The following is a 23,965-nucleotide window of genomic DNA, read 5'->3' on the forward strand; positions in this document are numbered from 1 at the left end:
CTTACGGTGTCTTGGGAAGCGCGTATGCTATCACGTAATCTCCCCGGTCCGGGCTCTGGCGGGCGCCGCCCGCCACCACCACGACATACTGGCGGCCCGACTTGGGCGACACATACGTCATCGGCGTGCCTTGCGAACCGACGGGCATGCGCGCCTTCCACACTTCGCGTCCCGTGGCGATATCCATGGCGCGCAGATAGTAATCCTGCGTGCCCGCATAAAACACGAGGCCAGACGCCGTGCTGACGCCGCCGCCCAGGGTGGGCATGCCCAGCGGGATCGGCAGATTCGCGCGCACGCCGTGGATGACGGCATCGCGCACCGTGCCGGCCGGACGCTCCCACACTTTCGTGCGGGTCTTGAGGTCGATGGCGGCAAACACGCCCCAGGGCGGGCTTTGGCAGGGAATGCCCAGCGGCGAATTGAAGGCCTTGTGGTCGATGACGAACGGCGTGCCATCCATGGGATAGGTGCTGCCCACGCCGTGGCCCGACGTCAGCTTGGCCACGTCCACCGTCTCGCGCGGCACCAGCTTGACCACTTGCGGCATGCGGATATCGTTGACGAACATATAGCCATTGCTTTCATCGACGGCCGCCCCGCCCCAGTTGAAGCCGCCGTAGTAGCCCGGATAGATCAGGGTCTCCTGCGTGCCCGGCGCCGTGAACTCGCCTTTGTAATTGAGCTTGCGGAAGCTGATGCGGCACGCCAGCTGGTCGAAGAAGGTGGCGCCCCACATGTCGCGTTCCGTCAGGGTCTCCGCCCCCAGGGCCGGCATGCCGGTGGAATATGGCTGCGTTTTCGACACCCAGTCGCCGGCCGCATGTTCCTGCGGCACGGGCTTTTCCACCACTTCCGCAATCGGTTTGCCCGTGCGGCGGTCCAGCATGAAGATCTGTCCCCGCTTCGTCAGCTGCACCAGCGCAGCAATCTTGCCGCCCTTGCCGTCCGGGACGTCGTACAGGGCCGGCTGCGCGGCCACGTCGTAATCCCAGATGTCGTGGTGGACGGTCTGATATGTCCAGCGCTCGCGGCCCGTCGCCATGTCGAGGGCGACGATGGCCGACGCATATTTTTCCGTCAGCGGCGGGCGCTTGCCGCCCCAGAAATCGGGCTGCTCATTACCCGTCGGCAGATAGACGAGGCCCAGCGCATCGTCGAATGCAGGCGTGGACCACATGTTCGGCGTGCTGCGCGTGTAGGTCTGCCCTTCCGGCGGCAGCTTGGTGATGGCAGGATTGCCCAGGTCCCAGGCCCATACCAGTTTCCCCGTGTCGGCGCTGTAGGCACGCACGACGCCCGACGGTTCATCGGTGGAGCGGCCATCGAAGACCCAGCCGCCAAGGATGATCAGGTTGCGCGCCACCGTGGGCGCGGACGTGTAGGCGTAGTACGGCACGTTCATCTTCACCTTGCCCAGGCCGACGGTGAGGTCGACGGCGCCCTTGTCGCCGAAACCCTCGCACTGCTTGCCCGTCTGCGCGTCGATCTCGATCAGGCGCGCATCCATGGTCACCTGCACGATGCGCCTGGCGCACACGCCCGCCTGCGGCGCGCTGGGCGCCTGCATGCCCTCAAACTGGAACGGCTTTGTCACCGTGGCCGGCTCGTAATAGCCCACGCCGCGGCAGCGGTTCCACGTCTTCGTGTTGGCCGGCTTGGGATCGAAGGTCCAGCGCTCCTTGCCCGTGTCCGCGTCGAGCGCGATCACCTTGCTCGTCGGCGTGCACGTGTAGAGGGTGTCGCCGATCTGCAGCGGCGTGTTCTGCGATTCGGACGCGCCCTGGGCCAGTTCGCCCGTGCGGTAGCGCCATGCCACCTGCAGCTGGCCGACGTTGTCCTTGTCGATCTGCGTGTAGGGCGCGAAGCGCGTGCCCGTCGGCCCGTTTGCATAATGCGCCCAGTTGGCGCTGCCGTCATTGACGGCCGCCACGCCATCCTGCTGCGGCTGCACCGTGGCCTCCAGCACGCCGTGCGGCTGGAACATGGAGGCAAGACCGGCCGCCAGCACGACGGCAAACAGGGCGGCGAAACCGCGCGACTGGCCGCTGTGGCCGCGGCCTGCCAGCCATGGATGCACGAGGGCCGCGGCGAAGCCGATGACGAGGAAAGGCGCCAGGCGCGGCACCATGGGCCAGAAGGCAAAGCCGATTTCCCATACGGCCCAGGCCAGGGTCGCGATGAGCAAGGCGCCGACGATGGCGCTGGCCAGCCGTTTGCGGCGCAGATACAGCACGCCGGCCAGGAGCAGGCCGAGACCGGCCAGCAGGTAATACCAGGAACCGCCGAGGCTAATCAGTTCGATGCCGCCCGCCGCCAGGGCCAGGCCGGAAAGTCCGAGGAAAATGCCAAAAACCACCAGGGCAATGCGCTTGCCGCTGGAGACCGGCGGGATCGCCGCCGCTCCATTCTTTGTTGAAGTGTCCATTTTTTATCCATGACGCCTCCCCTGCCCAGGCAAACACGCGGGGATGGCTGATTTTTCAAATCTACGTATTGAAACTGTACTGTACGGTTTCATTTTATGCCGATTTTTGACGCAAGGAAAGAAAAATTGATGTCGGAGCTTGATTTTTGGCGGGGATGGGATGATTTGGTGGGGATGTCGGATTAAGGGGTCAGACCCAATGGGTCTGACCCCAGCCTTGTGCGTCGCACGGAGTATCCAATGATGCTCAGGGCTCAGCACCGGAAAAGCTGGGGTCGGACCCGACGGGTCCGACCCCTTGTCAAATTACTCAGCCAGTGACGCCATATCAATCACAAAACGATATCGGACATCGCTTTTCACCACGCGCTCGAACGCCTCATTGATGTCCTGGATGCGGATGATCTCGATGTCCGACACGATATTGTGCTTGCCGCAGAAGTCCAGCATTTCCTGGGTTTCCTTGATCGAGCCGATCATGGAACCGGACAGGCTGCGGCGCGCGCCCACCAGGCCGAAGGCGCTGATCGGCGGTACGGCGCCGTCGGGAATACCGACGATGACCATGCTGCCATCGACTTTCAGCAGGTTGATGTACTGGTTCCAGTCGATGGACGCGCCCACGGTGCAGATGATCAGGTCGAAGGTGCCGGCCAGTTTGCTGAACGTTTCCGCGTCGTTGGTGGCGTAGTAATGGTCGGCGCCCAGGCGCAGGCCGTCTTCGCGTTTCGACAGGGTCTGGCTCAGCACCGTCACTTCGGCGCCCATGGCGTGGGCGATCTTGACGCCCATGTGGCCCAGGCCACCCATGCCCAGGATGGCGACCTGCTTGCCTGGACCGGCCTTCCAGTGGTTCAGCGGCGAGTACAGGGTGATGCCGGCGCACAGCAGCGGCGCGGCGGCGTCCAGCGGCAGGTTGTCGGGAATCGACAGCACATAGCCTTCCTTGACGACGATGCTGTCCGAGTAGCCGCCCTGCGTGGCCGTCTTGCCATCCGCTTCCAGGCCGTTGTAGGTCTGGATCAGGCCTGGCATGTACTGTTCCAGGTCCACGTTGCGCGTCTTGCAGGTAGTGCAGGAGTCGACGAAGCAGCCCACGCCCACGTGGTCGCCCACCTTGAACTTGCTGACATTGGCGCCGACGGCCGTGACGACGCCGGCGATTTCATGGCCGGGCACCATCGGGAAGGCGGCGCCGCCCCATTCATCGCGCGCCTGGTGGATGTCGGAATGGCACACGCCGCAGTATTTGATCGAGATGGCCACGTCGTCTTCGCGCGGGGCGCGGCGCTCGAACGTGAACGGTTGCAGTGCGGAGGTCGGGCCCAGTGCGGCGTAGCCTTTGGCGATGGTGGTCATGAAAACTCCTGTATCTATATGGTTGTAACGAGGGGGACGCGTGCCGTGCATGCGATGGAGCCAGTGTGGGGCAAATGTGCCGCGCGCGTTACTGCGATCCTGCAAGACCTTTGCACGATCCTCCAAATCTGCGTAAGATCGTCCCCTGCCCGTCCTCGCCTGATGCATACTCGCCCCATGTCCACACAGATCCTCCCCCAAGATGAAATCGCCGCCCTGATCAGCCGCCATGCGCCGCGCAATGGCGACTACGCGACGGCCATCGGCAATCTCACGTTTCACCGCCAGTCCTCGACCACGGAATCGCTGTTCCATGCGGCCAGGCCCAGCGTGGCGCTGATCGCGCAAGGGGGCAAGCAGGTCACGCTGGGCACGGAAACCTTCCATTACAGCCGCATGCAGTATCTGCTGACGTCCGTCGACCTGCCGGTGCAGGTGCGCGTGGTGGAGGCCAGCGAGGCGGCGCCGCATCTGTGCGTGGTGCTGGGCATCGACATCGCCGACGTGGCGGCCCTGCTGGACAGCGAAAGCGCCGGCGGCGCAGCTGGCGCGGCGCAGCAGAAAATCCTGCCCGCCACGCGCGGCATATCCGTCAGCGACGTCTCGCCCGAGCTGCTCGACGCCATGCTGCGCCTCGTGCGCCTGCTCGACAAGCCGGAAGAAATCGCCGCGCTGGCGCCATTGATCCGCCGCGAGCTGACCTACCGCCTGCTGAACGGCCCCGTCGGCGCGCGCCTGCGCCACATGGCGCTGGCCAGCAGCCAGTCGCACCAGGTGGGCCAGGCCATCGACTGGATCAAGCACCATTACGCGCAGCCGCTGCGCATCGAGCACCTGGCCGGCATGGCGAACATGAGCATGTCCTCGCTGCACCACCACTTCAAGGCGATTACCGCCATGACGCCGATGCAGTACCAGAAGCTGCTGCGCCTGCAGGAAGCGCGGCGATTGATGCTGGTCGAGCGAATCGACGCGGGCACGGCCGGCTACCGGGTCGGCTACGCCAGCGAATCGCAGTTCAGCCGCGAATACAGCCGCCAGTTCGGCCGCGCGCCCATGCGCGACGTGGGCCAGGTGCGCGCGCAGCTCAGCGGCGCCAGTACCGGCACGGCCTATTCCGTCTTGCCGTAACCGCCGCCGCCCGGCGTCTCGATGACGAACACGTCGCCAGCGAGCATGTCGGTCTTGCCGATATGCGCCAGGTGTTCGATGCTGCCGTCAGCCCGCTCCACGTAGTTGCGCCCCAGCGCGCCCGGCGCGCCGCCCGCCATGCCGAACGGCGGAATAATCCGGTTGTTCGACAGGATCGCCGCCGTCATCGCTTCCAGGAAGCGCACCTTGCGCACGCCGCCATTGCCGCCGCGCCAGCGCCCCGCCCCGCCCGATCCGGCGCGGATGCTGTAGCTGTCCAGGCGCACGGGGAAGCGCCACTCGAGGATTTCCGGGTCCGTCAGGCGCGAATTGGTCATGTTCGTCTGCACCACGTCCGTGCCGTCGAAGCCGGGACCGGCGCCCGAGCCGCCCGATATCGTCTCGTAGTACTGGTACCTGGCGCTGCCGAACGTGAAGTTGTTCATCGTCCCCTGCGAAGCGGCCATGGCCCCCAGCGCGCCATACAGGGCATTCGTGATGCAGGTCGAGGTTTCCACATTGCCCGAGACGACGGATGCCGGGTACTGCGGGTTGAGCATGGAACCGGACGGAATGATGACCGTGAGCGGCTTCAGGCAGCCCGCATTGAGGGGAATCTCGTCGTCGACGAGGGTGCGGAACACATACAGCACGGCCGCCATGCAGACGGCGGACGGCGCATTGAAGTTGTTCGGCAGCTGGGCGGACGTGCCCGTGAAGTCGATGGTGGCGCTGCGCCGCGCCACGTCGACCTTGATCGCCACCTTGATCTGCGCGCCGTTGTCCAGTTCCAGCGCGTAGCTGCCATCCTTCAGGGTGGTGATGACCCTGCGCACGGCTTCCTCGGCATTGTCCTGCACGTGGCCCATGTAGGCTTGCACGACAGGCAAACCGAAATGCGCGACCATGGTATGCAGTTCCTCGGCCCCCTTCTGGTTGGCCGCCACCTGGGCGCGCAGGTCTGCCAGGTTTTGCCGGGGATTGCGGGCCGGCCAGCTGGCGCCCGCCAGCAGGGCCAGGGTTTCGTCTTCGCGCATCAGCCCCGTGGCGCCGTCAACCAGCTTGAAATTGTCGATCAACACGCCCTCCTGTTCGATGCGCGTGGAATCGGGCGGCATGGAGCCAGGCGTCGTGCCGCCGATATCGGCATGGTGGCCGCGCGAGCCCACGTAGAACAGGATGGCCTTGCCCTCTGCATCGAACACGGGCGAGATCACCGTCACGTCGGGCAGATGCGTGCCGCCGTGATACGGGTCGTTCAGCATGTACACGTCGCCCGGCCGCATGGCACCCGCATTGCGCGTCATGACGGTGCGGATGCTCTCGCCCATGGAGCCCAGGTGCACGGGCATGTGGGGCGCATTGGCGATCAGCTGGCCGGCGGCGTCGAAGATGGCGCAGCTGAAATCGAGCCGCTCCTTGATGTTGACGGAATGGGCCGTATTTTGCAGGCGCAGGCCCATCTGCTCGGCAATCGACATGAACAGGTTGTTGAAGATTTCCAGCATCACGGGGTCGGCCTGCGTCCCGATCGCGACACGCCCGGGCAAGGCGACGGTCCTGCGCAGGATCAAATGGCCGTGCGCCGTGACGTCGGCGCGCCAGCCCGGCTCGATGACGGTGGTGGCGTTGGCGTCGCTGACGATGGCCGGGCCGGCGATCGTATCGCCGGGACGCAGGCTGTCCGCCCCATACAGGCAGCTGTCGCGCCACGCTCCGGCGCAGTACATGGCCACCGTCGCCAAAGGCGCCAGCGCGCCGGCACGGGCGGCGTACGCGGGCGCTGCCGGCTGCGGCGCGTTCGAGGCGCCGATGGCTTCCACGGAAATGGCTTCGACGACCAGCGCGCGCGCCGGCATCAAAAAGGAAAAGCGTTTTTTATAGGCCGCTTCGAACTGCGCCTGCATGCTGCTTGCCGTATCGAACAGCACGACGAGGGCCGAATCCGTGCCTTCGTAGCGCAGGTGCACCCTCCGCACGAGCGCAATGCACTCCCCTGTCACGCCCTGGCGCAGCAAGTCGCCGTGCGCCAGGGCGCCCAGCGCCGCAAAATCATCGGCCAGGTCCACGCCCATTGCTGCCTCGATGGCCTGTTCGCGCATGGCGCTCTGGTCGGCCAGGCCCATGCCGTAGGCCGACATCACGCCCGCCAGGCCGTGGATGAACACCGTGCGCATGCCCAGCGCATCGGCCACCAGGCAGGCGTGCTGGCCGCCCGCGCCGCCAAAGCTGGTCAGGGTGTACTCGGTGACATCGTGGCCCCGCTGCACGGAAATCTGCTTGATGGCGTTGGCCATGTTACCCACGGCGATGGCGACATAGCCTTCGGCCACCTGCTCCGGCGTGGAGTTCACCGTGCGCGCCAGCGCCTCGAACTGGGCACGTACCGTGGCCGCATCGAGCGCTTCATCGGCGTCGGGGCCGAAGACGCGGGGGAAGAACACGGGCTGCAGCTTGCCCAGCATGACGTTGCAGTCGGTGACGGCCAGTGGGCCGCCGCGCCGGTAGCTGGCGGGGCCGGGATTGGCGCCCGCGCTGTCCGGGCCCACCTTGTAGCGGGCGCCGTCGAAATGCAGGATGGAGCCGCCGCCGGCGGCCACCGTGTGGATGCTCATCATGGGCGCGCGCATGCGCACGCCGGCGATCTGCGTCTCGAACACGCGTTCGAAGTCGCCCGCGTAATGCGACACGTCCGTCGAGGTGCCGCCCATGTCGAAGCCGATGACCTTGTCGAAACCGGCCAGCGCGCTGGCGCGTACCATGCCGACGATGCCGCCGGCGGGGCCCGACAGGATGCTGTCCTTGCCCTGGAAGGCGCGCGCATCCGTCAAGCCGCCGTTCGACTGCATGAACTGCAGGTGCACGCCGGGCAGCTCCATCGCCAGCTGGTCGACATAGCGGCGCAGGATGGGCGACAGGTAGGCGTCGACCACCGTGGTGTCGCCGCGCGCCACCAGCTTCATCATGGGGCTCACCTCGTGCGACACGGACACCTGCGCAAAACCGGCTTCACGCGCCAGCTGCGCCACCCGCGCCTCGTGCGCGTGGTGGCGGTAGCCGTGCATCAGCACGATGGCGATGGCGCGCACGCCCCGTGCATGGGCGCGTGCCAGCGCGGTGCGCGCGGCAGCCTCGTCGAGCGGCGTCACGACCTCGCCGCGGGCGCCCACACGTTCATCGATCTCGATCACGTCGCCATACAGCAGTTCCGGCAAGACGATCTGGCGCGCAAACAGCTGCGGGCGGTTCTGGTAGGCGATGCGCAAGGCGTCGCGGAAACCGCGCGTGATGGCCAGCACGGTGGGCTCGCCCTTGCGTTCGAGCAGCGCATTGGTCGCCACCGTCGTGCCCATCTTGATGGCGCCCACCTGCTCCACGGGCAGGGGCGCGCCGGGCGCAAGGCCCATCAGGCGGCGCATGCCGGCCAGCGCCGCATCGCGGTACTGGCCCGGGTTTTCCGACAGCAGCTTGCAGGTGGCCAGGCTGCCGTCGGGACGGCGCGCCACGATGTCCGTAAAGGTGCCGCCCCGGTCGATCCAGAATTGCCAGTCCATCGCCTTGCCCCCAGTCTTAAGTGAGATGGCTATTGTAGCCGCCAAACAGGGGCGCGTTTCAGGCGTGCGCGCCTTGCCTTTCACCCGCTTCGGCCTTATGTTGAAGGCATGCTGACTAACGGAACACGCTCCATGACCCTGATCGACTCTGCAACACCGTTATATTCCATCGCCGAACTGCGCGCCATCGAACAAGCGGCCATGCGCGACCTGCCGCAAGGGCTGCTGATGCAGCGCGCAGGCCAGGCTGCCGCCAGTGCCGCCCTGAAGCTGCTGCACTCACTGGATAGTGCCGGCGAGACGGGCCACCGGCGCGTGCTGGTACTGGCCGGCCCCGGCGACAATGGCGGCGACGCGCTGGAAGTGGCAGCGCACCTGGCCGGCAGCGGCACCGAGGTGCTGGTATGGCTGACGCCCGAGGCGCAAGCCACGTCGCCCGAACGCGAACAGGCCTTGAGCCGCGCGCGCAACAGCGCCGCGCGCTGCATGGAAGCGGCAACGTCCATGGCGTCGGCGGCAGTGGGCGCGGCGCAGTGGCACCTCGTCATCGATGGCCTGTTCGGCATTGGCGCGTCGCGTCCCCTGGACGGCGAATGCCGCGACATGGCGCAGCTGGTCAACAATCTCGATTGCCCCGTGCTGGCGCTCGACGTGCCCAGCGGCCTGCACACGGACACGGGCGCCATCGACGGCGTCGCCATCCGCGCCACGCATACGCTCACCTTCATCGGCGACAAGCCTGGGCTGCACACGGCAAATGGACGCGATTATGCGGGCGAGGTGGAAGTAGCAAGCCTGGCCATCGATCCCGCCCTGCTGCCGCCGGCCAGGGCGCAGCTGGGCGGCCTGCACCTGTTCGCCCGCCAGCTGCAGCCGCGGCGCCAGAATACGCACAAGGGCAGCTACGGCAGCGTGGCCATCATCGGCGGCGCGCAAGGCATGGCGGGCGCGCCCATCCTGGCGTCCCGCACGGCCCTGCATGCGGGCGCGGGACGAGTGTATATCGCGTTTCCCGACGCACCGCCCGCCTTCGACAGCGGCCAGCCGGAACTGATGTGCCGGCACGCCCGGGACGTGGATTTCTCGGGCCTGCACTTTGCCGCGCTGGTGGCCGGTCCCGGCCTCGGCGACAAGGCCGATACGGTGGAACTGCTGCTGCGGGCGTTCGAGAGCGACAGCCCCCTGCTGCTGGACGCGGACGCCCTGAACCTGATGGCGGCCGAACCGGAACTGCAATCGGCGCTGGCCGTGCGCTCAGGCGCGGGCGCGACGATCTTGACGCCGCATCCGCTGGAAGCGGCGCGCCTGCTCGACATGACGGTGGCCGAAGTGCAAGCGGACCGCCTGGGCGCGGCGCGCCAGCTGGCCACGCAGCTGGGCGTCATCGTGGTATTAAAAGGTTCGGGCACGGTGATTGCCGCGCCCGATGGCCAGGTCGTCATCAACAACACGGGCGGCCCCGCGCTAGCCACGGCCGGCACGGGCGACGTCCTGGCGGGCCTGTGCGGCAGCCTGCTGGCGCAAGGCTGGCCCGAATGGGAAGCGGCGCTCGGCGCCGTGTGGCTGCACGGCGCGGCGGCCGACGCGCTGGTGGCCTCGGGCAGCGGCCCCATCGGGCTGACGGCCGGGGAACTGATCCCGGCCATACGCAAGCTGATCAATGCCTTGTCGGCATAAGCGTATGGCGTGGGGGTATGGGATTACGCTGCGCTAATCCAAGCTACGGCCGCGATGATGGCAGGCAAGTAGGTCGGATGAGCGCTGCGGCGCGTCATCCGACAATCACCAGCAGCAATCACACCAGCCTGCCCGCCGCAATCGTAATCGTGCGCCCGCAGCGGGCCGCGATCGAACTGTCGTGCGTGACAAGCACCAGGGTCGAACCCCGTTCGCGGTTCAGCTCGAACATCAGCTGGATCACGGCTTCGCCCGTGGCCGCGTCCAGGCTGCCCGTCGGTTCGTCGGCGAACAGCAGCGGCGGCTCCGTGACGAAGGCGCGCGCCAGGGCCACGCGCTGCTGCTCGCCGCCGGACAGGTACTTTGGATAATGCTTGAGGCGGCTGCCCAGGTTGACCCTGCCCAGCATGGCTTGCGCCTTTTCTTTCGCATCCGGGTCGCCGCGCAATTCCAGCGGCAGCATGACGTTTTCCAGCGCCGTCAAATGGGCCAGCAGCTGAAACGACTGGAACACGAAACCGAGCTTTTCCTTGCGAAAACCGGCGCGGCCATCTTCGTCCAGGGCGAAGATATCGGTGCCGTCAAGGATGACCTTGCCCCCGCTGGGCGTGTCCAGTCCCGCCAGCAAGCCCAGCAAAGTGGACTTGCCGGAACCGGAAGCGCCGACGATGGCCAGCGTCTCGGCCGTTTGCACGGTAAAATCGACTTGATGCAGGATGGTCAGCTCACCATCGGCATCGGGTACGCGCTTGGCCAGCTGGACCACTTCGATGGCCGGCTGGGCATTTTGGCTGTTCGGTGCGGCAGGCCGCTGGGCCGCTGCTTCGGACGGGAGAAAACTGGTGGAAGTCGCTTTAGGGAATTCGGGCATGCTGATCTATCTTAAAAAATTTCGTGAACAAATAAGTGTCAAAGGCAGCAGCCGCATGCGGCGGCGCACCCTGTCCTTGCTTCCTGCGGCAGCCCTGCTCCTGGTGTCAGGCATGACGAGCGCCTATTCTGCACCAAAAACGCTGCTGGTGCTCGGCGATAGCCTGTCGGCCGAGTATGGGCTGGCGCGGGGCACGGGCTGGGTGGCGCTGCTGGAACAGCGGCTGCAGGCGCAGAAGAACGACACGCGCATCGTCAACGCCAGCATCAGCGGCGAGACCACCAGCGGCGGCCGCGCGCGCCTGCCCGCGCTGCTGGCCAAGCACCAGCCCGATGTCGTGCTGATCGAACTGGGCGCCAATGACGGCTTGCGCGGCTTGCCCGTGGCGGTGGCCGAAGCGAACCTGCGCGCCATGGGCGACGCCGTGAAAAAGACGGGCGCACAAGTGGTGCTGGTGGGCATGCGCATGCCGCCCAACTATGGCCGCGCCTACGGTGAGCAGTTTTATGGCGTGTACGGCAAGCTGGCCAGGGAATGGAAGGCCCCGCTCGTACCCTTCATGTTCGAAGGCATCGCCGACCAGCCGCAGCTGTTCCAGGCCGACCGCATGCACCCGAATGCGCAGGCGCATCCCACCATCCTGAAAAACATCTGGCCGCAACTGGCGCCATTGCTGAAAGCCAAGTAGTCCACGCATTCTGCAGACAAAAAAAATAGCCGCTCGAGAGCGGCTATTTTTATGCGTGGAAACTAAATCTTACGGCGCTTCCGGCGCTGCGGCGGCTGGGGCGGTGACCGGTTTGACGATCTTCACCTTGGCCTTGGCTTTCAGGTACTCGACGTAATCGAACATTTCCTGTTGTGCCAGGATGCCGCCGATCTGGTCTTTCTCTTGCTGGCGGCGCGCCGCATCGACTTGCTCCGGCTGCTGCACCTTGCCGATGCGGTAGATGCCATAGCCCAGGGCTGGCAAGTCCACGCCCACATAGGCTGGCAGCTTGCTCGTGTCCGCTTTCATGACTTGCGCGATGGCAGCGCGGTTGATGCCGTCCAGCTTGCTACGCGACACCCATTGCGCTGCGCCGAAACCGGTGGCATCGCCCGACGCTTTCAACGCTGCCAGCTTGGTCTCGCCCGCTTTCCTGGCCAGCTTTTCCGCTTCTTCCAGGGTCACGCGCTGACGGATCATCGCTTCGACTTCAGCCAGCGGACGCTTCGAGGCAGGCTTGAATTCCACCACGCGGCCGGCGATCAGCACGTTAGGCGCCACGGTCACGGCTTCCGTGTTGCGCTTGTCTTTCAGCGAATCGTTCGAGAAGATGGCGCTGAGGAACTTGGCATTGTTGAACGGTGCCTTGCCCAGTGCTGGCGACGGCGTGCGCGACAGGTTAGCAACGGTTTCCACTTTCAACTTCAGCTTGTCGGCCACGGGCTTCAGGCTGTCCGATTGCTCGTACACGGTGTTGGTGAACGTTTCCGCCATTTCCGAGTATTTCTTGGCTGCAAATTGCTTGCGCAGGTCGGCCGTGATTTCGCCGCGGACTTCGTCCAGCGCACGCACGTGCTGTGGTTTGAGCGAGGTGACGGTCAGGATGTGGTAGCCGAAATCGGAAGCGACGACATCGCTGATTTCGCCTTGCTTGAGCTTGCTTACAGCGCTCAGCAGCGGTGCTGGCAAGCCATCTTTGCCGATCACGCCCAGGTCGCCGCCCTGTTCGGCGGATGCCGGGTCTTCCGACTTGGCCTTGGCCACGGCGGCAAAGCTGGCAGGCGCCTTGCGTACGTCAGCCAGGATGGCTTCGGCCTTGGCCTTGGCAGCTGCCTTGTCGGCGGCCGATGCGTCTTTCTTGACGGCTACCAGAATGTGGCTGGCCTGGCGCGCTTCTTCCGTCGTATAGGCTTTCTGGTTCTTCGCGTAGTAGCCGGTCACGTCGGCGTCGGTGACGTCGACTTGCTCGCCGGCAGCGCTGTCGTCGAGCACGACGTATTCGATCTTCGCTTGTTCCGGGATTTCAAAGAACTTGCTGTTCTTGTCATAGAAAGCCTTGATCATGGCGTCCGTCACTTTGACTTCCGGCACGTACTGGGCGATCGGCAACAGCAGTTCCTGCACTTCACGCTCTTCCGAGGTGATGTCGGACAGGCGCTTCGATACGGTGTTCGGCGCGAAGGCGGTGCCTTGCACGGCGCCAGCCAGTTGCTGCAGGGCCAGGTCGCTGCGGCGGCGCGCATCGTACATCTGCGGCGTCATGCCCTGGGCTGCCAGCATGGCCTTGTAGCGTTCCAGGTCGAATTTACCGTCCGGCAAGGTCAAGCCGGGAATCTCCAGCACTTCCTTTTGCAGCACGGCATCGCTGATGACCAGGTGGCTACGGCCCACTTCGGCGGACACGGCGCGCTCGGCGATCAGGTTGTCGAGGATGCTCTGGCGCGCTTCCGGCGTGTCGAACATTTTCTGGTCGAACTGCTCGCCCATCATCTGGCGGTAGCGGTCGATCTGCTGGCGTTGCGCTTCTTCATATTGCTGCTGCGTGACCACCTGGTCGCCGACCTTGGCGATGGTGTTCGCGCCGTCGCCGAAGCTTTGGTAGCCGCTGATACCGACCAGTGCAAAAGACGGGACGATGACCAGCATCAAGAGAAACTGCATCAAGCGTCGATGGGTACGAATAAATTCAAACATGGTCAGCCAATTCGGGATGAGTGGATCACTATAAAAAAAGGCGAACATGCGTTCGCCTTGATTTCTTCGGCGGAATGGACGGGACAGATGTCCACTTCCCCTTTAGATTCAACAACTTGGCGCTGGAACTAAAGCAGGATTCTGACGCCCAAGCCATTATCTCCTGATTCTACAATGCCCATAGCGCTATAGCAAGAGTAAATCAGGGCGCGCGCCCTGCCCCGGCACCGCATGCTGCGCCGCAAAACGGCTGGCGCGGTGCTTCGCGGACCAGGCGCCAGCCTGGGCATTAAACACGGCAAAGCTTAAAGGGGATTTAAATACCGGCGCCGCTCATTTAAAAACGGCAGGCGGGAATTTGCAAATGAAGGGGCGCAAAGATAATCGGGCGCATAAAAGAAAAACCCGCGCCACTTATTCAGCAGCGCGGGTTTCCATATTCTGGCGGAGCGGACGGGACTCGAACCCGCGACCCCCGACGTGACAGGCCGGTATTCTAACCAACTGAACTACCACTCCTTGAGAGCGTATTTTTTTGGCGGAGCGGACGGGACTCGAACCCGCGACCTCCGACGTGACAGGCCGGCATTCTAACCAACTGAACTACCACTCCGAAAAATACACAGTACTACTTGCATTTTGCATCCAGGATCGTCATTCGAGGAACTTCGATCCTGAAATCGCGGCACCCGGAGGCGCCGCCAAATGTTTCCGGTGATTGTCACCTCACCGAAGTCCGTTAGTTTACAGCATCCTTCAAAGCTTTACCAGCTTTAAATTTTGGAACTTTTGCAGCTTCGATCGTGATCGCTTCTTTGGTACGCGGATTGCGGCCGGTACGCTCAGCGCGTTCGCTGACCGAGAAAGTGCCAAAACCAACCAGCGTCACGCTGTCGTTGTTTTTCAAAGTTTCCGTCACGCCGCCGATAACAGCGTCGAGTGCGCGCGCAGCGGCGGCTTTGGAAATGTCAGCTTTTTCAGCAATGTGGTCGATCAATTCAGTCTTGTTCACTAGCATCCCCAATTACAAAGGTATAAAACGTTTACCGTATCGTTGCGGCACTTTTGGCACCACAGCTGTCCGGCGAAAAAAATGTGCAGGCGTATTAAACAAGCCACACTGTATATGTGTCAAGCGCTTTGGGGGCGCAATTCACGTTTCAATATAAAACAAGCGCTCTAAAAGCGCTTGTTTGGGGAAAACAGGGGTAAAACGTTAGTGTTTTACTACCTCGCCGGCCGCGTCGGGCTTCGCTGCGGCGGCCGTGACAGCCTCCACTGCAGCGACTTCCGCCAACGGTTCAGGCATGCGTTCGAGGGCGATTTCCAGCACTTTGTCGATCCAGCGCACGGGTACGATCTCCAGTTTGTTCTTGACGTTGTCCGGAATTTCGGCCAGGTCTTTCACATTTTGCTCTGGAATCAAGACCGTCTTGATGCCGCCGCGATGGGCCGCCAGCAGCTTTTCTTTCAGGCCGCCAATCGGCAACACTTCGCCGCGCAAGGTGATCTCGCCCGTCATCGCCACGTCGGCGCGCACGGGGATACCCGTGAAGACCGAAACCATGGCCACCGTCATGGCTGCGCCAGCCGAAGGACCGTCCTTCGGTGTCGCGCCTTCCGGCACGTGGATGTGGATGTCGCTCTTCTCGAACACGTCCGCCTTGATGCCCAGGCGCTGTGCCCGGCTGCGCACCACCGTGCGGGCGGCCTCGATCGACTCTTTCATGACGTCGCCCAGGGTACCCGTGCGGATGACGCCGCCCTTGCCCGGCATCGACACGGCTTCGATGGTCAGCAGATCGCCGCCCACTTCCGTCCATGCCAGACCGACCACCTGGCCCACCTGGTTTTCTTTCTCTGCGACACCGAAATCGTAGCGGCGCACGCCAAGGAATTTGTCCAGGTTCTTCGAGTTGACGATGACTTTCTTGTCGGATTTCTTCAGCAGCAGCATCTTGACCACCTTGCGGCAGATCTTCGACACTTCACGCTCGAGCGAACGCACACCGGCTTCCCGCGTGTAATAGCGGATGATGTCGCGCAGGGCCGACTCGGCCACGGAAATTTCCTCTTCCTTCAAGCCATTGTTCTTGATCTGCTTCGGCAGCAGGTAGCGCTGCGCGATGCTGGTCTTTTCGTCTTCCGTGTAACCGGACAGGCGGATCACTTCCATGCGGTCAAGCAAGGCTGGCGGAATGTTGTACGAGTTCGACGTGGCCACGAACATCACGTCGGACAAGTCGAAATCGACTTCGATGTAATGGTCGGAGAACGTGTGGTTCTGTTCCGGATCGAGCACTTCCAGCAGGGCCGACGACGGATCGCCACGGAAATCGGCGCCCATCTTGTCGACTTCGTCGAGCAGGAACAAGGGATTGCGCACGCCGACCTTCGACAGCGATTGCAGGATCTTGCCCGGCATCGAGCCGATGTAGGTACGGCGGTGGCCGCGGATTTCGGCTTCGTCGCGCACGCCGCCCAGGGCCATGCGCACGAACTTGCGGTTCGTGGCGCGGGCGATGGACTGGCCCAGCGAGGTCTTGCCCACGCCCGGAGGACCGACGAAGCACAGGATAGGCGCTTTCAGCTTGTCGACGCGCTGTTGCACCGCGAGGTACTCCAGGATGCGTTCCTTGACCTTGTCGAGGCCGTAGTGGTCGCCCTCGAGCACTTTTTCCGCATTCGACAGGTCGTTATTGACCTTGGATTTCTTTTTCCAAGGCAAATTGACGAGGGTGTCGATGTAGTTGCGCACGACGGTGGCTTCGGCCGACATCGGCGACATCAGCTTGAGTTTCTTCAGCTCGTTGGTAGCCTTGTCGAGCGCTTCCTTCGGCATCTTGGCGGAAGCGACCTTTTTCTCCAGCTCGTCGAGGTCGGCACCATCTTCGCCCTCGCCCAGTTCCTTCTGGATCGCCTTGACCTGCTCGTTCAGGTAGTACTCGCGCTGCGATTTTTCCATCTGGCGCTTGACGCGGCCGCGGATGCGCTTTTCCACCTGCAGGATATCGAGCTCGCCTTCGAGCTGGCCCAGCAGGTGCTCGAGGCGCTTGGCCACGCTGAAAATTTCCAGGATGACTTGTTTTTGCTCCAGTTTGAGCGGCAGATGCGCAGCCACCGTGTCGGCCAGGCGGCCGGCATCGTCGATGCCGGACAACGATGCCAGGATTTCCGGTGGGATCTTTTTGTTCAGTTTGACGTACTGGTCGAACTGCTGCACGATCGCGCGGCGCATGGCTTCGACTTCCGACTCGTCGCCCGGCTCGGACTCGAGCGGCGTCAGGTCGGCGATGAAGTGCGTCGGCGCATCGCTGATGTGGTTGATGCGGGCACGCTGCGCGCCTTCGACCAGCACCTTGACGGTGCCATCGGGCAACTTCAGCATTTGCAGAATATTGGCGACGCAGCCAATTTCATAGATATCCGAAGGCGATGGTTCGTCCTTCGCGGCTGCTTTTTGAGCGGCAAGCATGATGCTCTTGCCCTGCTCCATCGCAGCTTCCAGCGCCTTGATCGACTTTGGACGGCCAACGAACAGCGGTATCACCATATGCGGGAAAACGACGACATCCCGCAACGGCAATAACGGCAGTTGAGTTTGCTCAGTTAATTTGGAAGTTGTCATGGCGTACCTTATAGAAAGCGTGTTTACGATGTTGGCGCTCGCTGCCAAAACACAAGACCGGCGAGAATAAATAATTCTGTGAAACAAACATGAAGTCTATTTCGCAAAACACACCCGCATGACTGTAACAAATGCAGTTTTAACAGTAAAAAAGCCACGCGCAGCTAAGCGCCGCGAGTGGCTTTACGATTGAAGCCTGCACTCATTGATTTAAATTGTACTGCCATGCTTTAAGGAATCAAAACCCTTTTTATGCATTTGTCTCGGCAGTTTTCAATTTTCTCCGGAGGCTTTGGCAGTCTCTTGATAAATCAACAAAGGTTTGGCACCACTGGTGATGGTATTTTCGTCGATGACGACTTTCACCACATTTTGTTCGCTCGGCAGTTCGTACATGACGTCCAGCAAAGCATGTTCCAGGATGGAACGCAGGCCACGGGCACCGGTCTTGCGCGCCAGCGCCTTGCGGGCGATCGCATGCAGGGCGGCCGGACGAATCTCCAGTTCCGCGCCTTCCATCTCGAGCAGCTTCGAATACTGCTTGATCAGCGCATTCTTCGGCTCGACGAGAATCTGGATCAGCGCCTCTTCCGTCAATTCCGCCAGGGTGGCGATGACGGGCAGACGGCCCACCAGTTCCGGGATCAGGCCGAACTTGACCAGGTCTTCCGGTTCCGCTTGCAGCATCAGTTCGCTGGCCGAGCTTTGCGACTTGCTGCGCACCGTGGCCGAGAAGCCGATACCGCTCTTTTCGGAACGGTTGGCGATCACTTTCGACAAGCCGTCAAAGGCGCCGCCGCAGATGAACATGATGTTGGTCGTGTCGATCTGCACGAAATCCTGGTTAGGATGCTTGCGGCCGCCTTGTGGCGGCACGGAAGCCATCGTGCCTTCGATGAGTTTCAGCAAGGCTTGCTGCACGCCCTCGCCCGACACGTCGCGCGTGATGGACGGATTGTCGGACTTGCGTGAAATCTTGTCGATTTCATCGATATAGACGATGCCGCGCTGGGCTTTCTCGACGTCGTAGTTGCAGCTTTGCAGCAGCTTCTGGATGATGTTTTCCACGTCTTCACCCACGTAACCGGCTTCGGTCAGGGTGGTGGCGTCGGCGATCACGAACGGCACGTTGAGCATGCGCGCCAGGGTCTGTGCCAGCAGGGTCTTGCCCGAACCGGTAGGACCGACCAGCAAGATGTTGCTCTTGGCCAGTTCGATGTCGTCTTTCTTGCCCAGGTGCTTGAGGCGCTTGTAATGGTTGTACACCGCCACCGACAGGATGCGCTTGGCAGTCTGCTGGCCGATCACGTACTGATCGAGCAAGGCGGCAATTTCTTGCGGCGTCGGCAGGTCGGATTTGGTACCGGTCACCGTCTCGATGCTCGACGTTTCATCACGGATGATGTCGTTGCACAGGTCGATGCACTCGTCGCAAATGAACACGGACGGGCCGGCGATGAGTTTCTTCACCTCGTGCTGGCTTTTGCCGCAGAACGAGCAATACAGTAATTTTTCGCCGCTAGAGGATTTTTTGTCTGACATAAGGCATTTTGGTTGGAACTGCATTAACAATATTGCAAAATCGCAAGCCGGAGTGCGGAAGTTGCCCGCAAAGGCAGCTACCCATGGGGCAAGTCAACAACGTGCACAAGCTCCATGCTACCCGAAATAAAAGCGAAACGCCCGAACGTTTGATCGCCCGGGCGTTTACTTACGTACTTAGCAATACCGGTAGGGGCTCATCAAGCGCGGCTGGTCAACACTTTGTCGATCAAACCATACTCAACGGCCTCGTCGGCGGACATGAAACGGTCGCGGTCGGTGTCCTTGGCGATCTGTTCGATCGACTGGCCCGTGCGCTCGGCCATGATGCCGTTCAAGCGGGTGCGCAGGTAAAGGATTTCCTTCGCCTGGATCTCGATGTCGGACGCCATGCCTTGCGAACCACCGGACGGCTGGTGAATCATGATGCGCGAGTTCGGCAGCGAGAAACGCTTGCCCTTGGCGCCAGCGGCCAGCAGGAAAGCGCCCATCGAAGCAGCCATGCCCGTGCACAGGGTCGAGACGTCCGGCTTGATGAACTGCATGGTGTCGTAGATGGCCATGCCGGCCGAGACCGAACCACCTGGCGAGTTGATGTACAGCGAGATTTCCTTTTCCGGATTTTCGCTTTCCAGGAACAGCAGCTGGGCGACAACCAGGTTGGCCATCTGGTCATTGACCGGGCCGACCATGAAAATCAAGCGTTCCTTCAGCAGGCGCGAGTAAATATCATACGAGCGCTCGCCGCGACCGCTTTGTTCCACCACCATCGGCACCAGGCCGAGCATCTCTGTGTCCAGCGCTGGATTACGGTTCATACCTGTCATTTCATTTCCTTGTGAAGCAGTTAGGGGATACCGCATCGACCTTGCGGCAAGAGGCGGCATCCCAATACCAACTGGTTTACGCTTGTGCGTTGCTTCCCATCAATTCGTCGAAGGCAACTGCTTTCGACGTAACTTTCGACAGGCCCAACACGTAGGTGACGACGTTTTCTTCCAATACAAGGGCTTCGATCTCACCCAGACGACGACGGTCGCTGTAGTAGTACTTCAGCACTTCGCGTGGGTCTTCGTAGCTTTGGGCGAAATCTTCGATCTGCGCCTTGACTTGCTCAGGCGTAGCCTGCAGGTTGTTGTCGCCGACCAGTTGCGACAGGATCAGGCCCAGGCGTACGCGACGCTCGGCTTTTTCCGCGAACAGTTCTGCTGGGAAAGGCACGTCCTTGACGTTCATGCCGCGCTGCGCCATGTCCTGGCGGGTCATTTCGGCCAGACGCTCGGAATCCTGAGCGATCAGCGTTTTTGGCACTTCCAGCTCTGCAACTTTGATCAGCGCGTCCATGACGGCTTCCTTGTTGCGTGCTTTCACGCGGCCAGCGACTTCGCGTTGCAGGTTGACTTTGATGTCTTCGCGCATTTTGGCCAGGTCGCCATCGGCAACGCCCAGCGACTTGGCGAATTCAGCATCGACTTCCGGCAGGTGCGCCCATTCCAGCTTTTGCAGGGTGATGGTGAACGAAGCGGTTTTGCCGGCCACGTCCTTGCCATGGTAGTCCTCAGGGAACGACAATGGGAAAGTCTTCGACTCGCCCACTTTCAGGCCCAGGGTCGCTGCTTCGAATTCTGGCAGCATGCGGCCTTCGCCCAGCACGAAAGCGTAGCCTTCAGCTTTGCCGCCTGGGAATTCAACGCCGTCGATCGAGCCGACGAAGTCGACGGTCACGCGGTCGCCGTTGGCAGCGATCGGCTCACCGCCGTCGCCGTGTTCGCCAGCTTCGCCCTTGGTGTGGAAGTGCACGCGCTGCTTGCGCAGGATATCGATGGTTTTGTCGATTTCGGCTTCCGACACGTCGGCTTGCACGGTTTCGATTTCAACGGCCGTCAGGTCGCCGATGGCGACTTCCGGATACACTTCGAACGTTGCGTCGAAAGCCAGCTGGCCTTCGGCTGCTTCTTCTTTCGGCACGATGTTCGGGAAACCGGCGACGCGCAGGTTGTTTTCGTTGGCGGCGTCGTTGAAAGCGCGGCCGACTTTGTCGTTCAGCACTTCCGATTCAATTTGGTAGCCGTATTGTGCTGCGACCATTTTCAACGGCACTTTGCCCGGACGGAAGCCCGGTGCCTTAGCCGTACGGGCTTGCACTTTCAGGCGCTTCTCAACTTCCGTGCGGACGTCCGTCAGCGGGAAGGAGATCGTGATACGACGTTCGAGTTTGCCCAAGGTTTCGACTGCAGTTGCCATGTAAAAAATCGTCCAAAAAATAAACACTGTTGGTGCGAGAAAAGAAGACCCGACCCCTTGCGCCATCACTGGCGACAAGACATGGGTCCAGCTTCACTCGCTCGCATATTCATCTGTAAAAGTACTGGAAAACAGGACGATGGACCTGGTCTACCCGGCTGAGGAAAAACCCGCACCAGGCACCAAACAATCCGCCGCTTCCAGTACTGCGACAGGGCTCCGAGCGTCCAGCCATGCGTCTAAGTAAATGCAGGGCCGGCCATCATTCGGTAAAGCGTGGCATTATAACAAAGGACTTCGGGAAAGTGGCTGGCTTTGCAGCCCGGCCACAGAGGATGCCAGCGGCGGCGAATGAATCGCCACAGCCTGGTTGGCCCTGTCTTTACTCTTGCCCCGGCATTCTTTATTTCGCCAGAGACAGGCTTTCCAGCCTGCTTCGTTCATTAGTATATGCGAACTGGCGCTCCGTCCGAAACAAAGAAATGCGCTCTCAGCGAAGATTTCGGGCAAAAAACCTTTGATTTATCTCAATTTAGCCATTTTTCAGGCAAACCTAAGCCATTTCTTCGCCCTCCAACTGCATTTAATGGAAAAAACATCATGGGCGATAGCGCACCCGGCAGTTCCAGCAACGCCACAGCCAGGCTGAAAATGGCCCTCAGCCGCTTGCCCGACGACATCATCGATGGCGATCGGCAAGAAATCCAGACGCAAGCCGGTGAAATGGCGTGGCGCATGAGGGGCGACAGCCACCCTGCCCCCGCCTGATCCGGCAAGCGCCCATGCAAGCAGTGCAGCTTATGCAAGCCGCGCAAGCTATGCCGGCATACTGCGCCCCGCCGCTGGACGCGGCAGTGCTGCGCGCCGTGGAAACGGCGCTGGTCAGCCACCCCACCTTTGGCGACAGCAACCATATCCGCGAGCAGCTGGCCGTGGCCTGCCGGCGATGCCTGCACACGCTGGGCAGCGCCCTGCCCGAAGCCGGACGGCTGGCCACGCTGCTCGATGGGGCGCCGCCCGCGCGCCAGCGCCAGCTGCTGGGCGACACGGTGCTGCGCTGCGCCGTCCAGCACGCCATGCGCCGGCTGCAGCTCCCTGACGGGTATGGTTTACCTCTGCCGCAATGCGCGGCGCTGTTCCAGGTTGCCGCCGAGCACCTGCGCGCGGGCTTGCCCGGCGGCCCGCTGGCGGCCCATCTGCCGCCCATGGCGCGCCTGCACGACACACGCGCCATGGGCGAAGAAGACACGGGAGCAGACATATATATATGGCATGCCTGGCAAGAAGACACGCCATATGCGCGCGCATTTCTCACCATCATGCACGACAACCACGGCGCGGCGCTGGCCACGCCTACGCCCCATGAACGGACCCTGCTGCGCCGCGGGCTGCGCCTGCTGGAAACCCTGCTGCCCCGTCTGACGGCCAGCACGCTTTCTCATGTGCAATTGGTCGCCCTGCTTCCCGAGCTGGGAACACGGCGGGGCAAAGCGTCCAGCTTGCCATTGCGCGGCCATGGCAGCGTTTTCCTGAACCGGGAACTGATCGGCAATCCCTGGTGGCTGGCCGAGCACTTGCTGCACGAGGCCCTGCACCAGAAACTGCACGACTTGCGCTACGGCCACAGCCTGCTGGCGCCTGACTATGCGTGCGACGATGGCATCAAGATCTGCGCGCTGTGGAATGCGCCCGATGACGACGGCAATCACGATTGGCATGCCCACCGCGTGCTGGCCGGCTTTCATGCCTATGTCCACCTGGCCTTGCTGTGCCTGCAGGCCGAGCGGCAGGAAGCGGTACTGACGCCCCAATACGGCCCCATCGGCCAGCACATGCGCGGCAGCCGCCGCGCCATCGACCGCGCCCGCTACCTGGGCGAGCAATTGCACAGCACGATCTGGCCGGAACTGGGAATGGCCGGGCGGCACATGACGCAGTGGCTGCTGGACGCGCTCGACGTGCTCGATACGCAACGGCGGCCAGCCGGCGCCACGCTTCATTTGCTGCTGGACCTGTACCAGCGCCAGAGCCGCCAGCTCGCCGCTTTCCTCATGCGGCAGCCGCCGCCAGATGGCGATGCACTGGCATGGCAGGCGGCACACGAGCTGGCGATGACGCGGGAAGCGTTGCACATGCTGGACAGGGAATTGCCGCCAGCGAGCCTGGCGCAGGAGCTGCACTGGCCGCAGGCACGGCAACGCATCCTGCAGGCGCTGTGGCCGCTGACGCACGATGCAATACTGATGGAGAGAGCGGCTTACCCGCAGGCACAGGCGCTGATTGCGCAGATGGTGCAACAGTCGAGCCGGCAACTGGCCGCACTCGGCGCACTGGCTTGAAGAATAACTACCTTGGAGAATATCTTGATGGCGCTGCACCTCCGGGCTGGAACAACCCGAAGTGGTGCGGATGGGGAGACTCGAACTCCCAAGCCGAAGCACTGGCTTCTAAGACCAGCGTGTCTACCAATTCCACCACATCCGCATACTTGTACTACTTTGCGCTGCTTGCCGCAGACTCTCGCCTGCACTCTCCCGATTTTAACAACTCGGGAGCGATCTGGCTACCGTGGACTTACCGAGCAAGCCCGGAGTAAGCCCGCGCTAAAGCAAAGGCGGCATTCTACTGGATTTCCCAGAGGAATGCCGCCTTTTTTATGTCAGTGGCCTGAAGCGATTACTTAAGCTTCGCCCTTGGCAACCTCCACCGGCTTCTTGACCCGGAACCACGCCGCATACAGGGCCGGCAGGAACAGCTGGGTCAAGACCGTCGCCAGGATCAGGCCGCCCATGATGGCCACGGCCCTGCGTGATCCGCCCCGGAACACGGAGCACGACAGGGGAATCAT

Annotated in this window: 16 protein-coding genes and 3 tRNA genes; 5 read left to right on the forward strand and 14 right to left on the reverse strand. The window is 62.4% G+C overall.

Annotation, left to right across the window (positions count from 1 at the left end):
* Position 1: 1 nt before the first annotated feature.
* Together GCN75_RS13320 and GCN75_RS13325 are read right to left on the reverse strand one after the other, a co-directional pair.
* Positions 2-2,428, reverse strand: a complete 2,427-nt coding sequence (locus GCN75_RS13320) for a membrane-bound PQQ-dependent dehydrogenase, glucose/quinate/shikimate family (RefSeq protein WP_152282953.1) — start codon at positions 2,426-2,428, stop codon at positions 2-4.
* Positions 2,429-2,734: 306 nt separating this feature from the next.
* Positions 2,735-3,787, reverse strand: coding sequence for an NAD(P)-dependent alcohol dehydrogenase (locus GCN75_RS13325; RefSeq protein WP_152257736.1), 1,053 nt, complete (start codon positions 3,785-3,787; stop codon positions 2,735-2,737).
* 177 nt (positions 3,788-3,964) lie between these two features.
* Here GCN75_RS13325 and GCN75_RS13330 point away from each other — a divergent pair, with 177 nt between their 5' ends.
* Positions 3,965-4,918: an AraC family transcriptional regulator gene (locus tag GCN75_RS13330; protein ID WP_152282954.1), complete on the forward strand. Its 954-nt coding sequence runs from the start codon at positions 3,965-3,967 to the stop codon at positions 4,916-4,918.
* Here GCN75_RS13330 and GCN75_RS13335 read toward each other — a convergent pair.
* Positions 4,900-8,472 (reverse strand): hydantoinase B/oxoprolinase family protein, encoded by a 3,573-nt coding sequence (locus GCN75_RS13335; RefSeq protein ID WP_152282955.1) that lies wholly within the window; start codon positions 8,470-8,472, stop codon positions 4,900-4,902. The genes GCN75_RS13330 and GCN75_RS13335 overlap by 19 nt on opposite strands.
* Positions 8,473-8,604: 132 nt before the next feature.
* On the opposite strand from GCN75_RS13335, the gene GCN75_RS13340 reads away from it, so the two are divergent.
* The gene (locus GCN75_RS13340; RefSeq protein WP_152282956.1) at positions 8,605-10,149 is read left to right on the forward strand and encodes an NAD(P)H-hydrate dehydratase; all 1,545 of its coding nucleotides are present in this window, start codon (positions 8,605-8,607) and stop codon (positions 10,147-10,149) included.
* A gap of 118 nt (positions 10,150-10,267) precedes the next feature.
* On the opposite strand, the gene GCN75_RS13345 is transcribed toward GCN75_RS13340, so the two are convergent.
* The gene (locus GCN75_RS13345; RefSeq protein WP_405002809.1) at positions 10,268-11,020 is read right to left on the reverse strand and encodes an ABC transporter ATP-binding protein; all 753 of its coding nucleotides are present in this window, start codon (positions 11,018-11,020) and stop codon (positions 10,268-10,270) included.
* A gap of 112 nt (positions 11,021-11,132) precedes the next feature.
* On the opposite strand from GCN75_RS13345, the gene GCN75_RS13350 reads away from it, so the two are divergent.
* The gene (locus GCN75_RS13350) at positions 11,133-11,708 is read left to right on the forward strand and encodes an arylesterase (RefSeq protein WP_319633289.1); all 576 of its coding nucleotides are present in this window, start codon (positions 11,133-11,135) and stop codon (positions 11,706-11,708) included.
* 69 nt (positions 11,709-11,777) lie between these two features.
* Here the strand turns inward: GCN75_RS13350 and GCN75_RS13355 are convergent, their stop codons facing one another.
* The 8 genes from GCN75_RS13355 to tig all read right to left on the reverse strand — a co-directional run bounded on the left by GCN75_RS13355 (position 11,778) and on the right by tig (position 21,117).
* Positions 11,778-13,703, reverse strand: a complete 1,926-nt coding sequence (locus GCN75_RS13355; RefSeq protein ID WP_193317498.1) for a SurA N-terminal domain-containing protein — start codon at positions 13,701-13,703, stop codon at positions 11,778-11,780.
* Positions 13,704-14,145: 442 nt separating this feature from the next.
* Positions 14,146-14,222: transfer RNA gene (locus GCN75_RS13360), tRNA-Asp, on the reverse strand.
* Between the two features lie 17 nt (positions 14,223-14,239).
* A tRNA-Asp gene (locus GCN75_RS13365) sits at positions 14,240-14,316 on the reverse strand.
* Between the two features lie 126 nt (positions 14,317-14,442).
* On the reverse strand, positions 14,443-14,715 hold the full coding sequence (locus tag GCN75_RS13370) for an HU family DNA-binding protein (RefSeq protein ID WP_010398442.1): 273 nt from the start codon (positions 14,713-14,715) through the stop codon (positions 14,443-14,445).
* Between the two features lie 204 nt (positions 14,716-14,919).
* A complete protein-coding gene (gene lon, locus GCN75_RS13375; RefSeq protein ID WP_152257742.1) occupies positions 14,920-17,331 on the reverse strand; it encodes an endopeptidase La in 2,412 nt (803 codons plus the stop codon).
* Between the two features lie 273 nt (positions 17,332-17,604).
* The gene (clpX, locus tag GCN75_RS13380) at positions 17,605-18,873 is read right to left on the reverse strand and encodes an ATP-dependent Clp protease ATP-binding subunit ClpX (RefSeq protein WP_076568804.1); all 1,269 of its coding nucleotides are present in this window, start codon (positions 18,871-18,873) and stop codon (positions 17,605-17,607) included.
* A gap of 200 nt (positions 18,874-19,073) precedes the next feature.
* Positions 19,074-19,691 carry an ATP-dependent Clp endopeptidase proteolytic subunit ClpP gene (gene clpP / locus GCN75_RS13385; protein WP_374106865.1) on the reverse strand — a complete coding sequence of 206 codons (618 nt, stop codon included), beginning with the start codon at positions 19,689-19,691 and terminating at the stop codon, positions 19,074-19,076.
* Positions 19,692-19,776: 85 nt separating this feature from the next.
* Entirely contained in the window at positions 19,777-21,117 is a 1,341-nt protein-coding gene (gene tig, locus GCN75_RS13390; protein ID WP_152283003.1) for a trigger factor, read from the reverse strand.
* A 600-nt stretch (positions 21,118-21,717) separates the two neighbouring features.
* Between tig and GCN75_RS29175 the strand changes: the two genes are divergently transcribed.
* Both GCN75_RS29175 and GCN75_RS13395 read left to right on the forward strand, forming a co-directional pair.
* On the forward strand, positions 21,718-21,885 hold the full coding sequence (locus tag GCN75_RS29175; protein ID WP_193317499.1) for a hypothetical protein: 168 nt from the start codon (positions 21,718-21,720) through the stop codon (positions 21,883-21,885).
* A gap of 50 nt (positions 21,886-21,935) precedes the next feature.
* The gene (locus GCN75_RS13395) at positions 21,936-23,456 is read left to right on the forward strand and encodes a hypothetical protein (RefSeq protein WP_152282959.1); all 1,521 of its coding nucleotides are present in this window, start codon (positions 21,936-21,938) and stop codon (positions 23,454-23,456) included.
* 62 nt (positions 23,457-23,518) lie between these two features.
* Here the strand turns inward: GCN75_RS13395 and GCN75_RS13400 are convergent.
* A tRNA-Leu gene (locus GCN75_RS13400) sits at positions 23,519-23,601 on the reverse strand.
* 196 nt (positions 23,602-23,797) lie between these two features.
* A complete protein-coding gene (locus GCN75_RS29180) occupies positions 23,798-23,965 on the reverse strand; it encodes an efflux RND transporter permease subunit (RefSeq protein ID WP_193317500.1) in 168 nt (55 codons plus the stop codon).

The sequence above is a fragment of the Janthinobacterium violaceinigrum genome, from assembly GCF_009208555.1.
In the GTDB taxonomy this organism is placed as follows: domain Bacteria; phylum Pseudomonadota; class Gammaproteobacteria; order Burkholderiales; family Burkholderiaceae_D; genus Janthinobacterium; species Janthinobacterium violaceinigrum.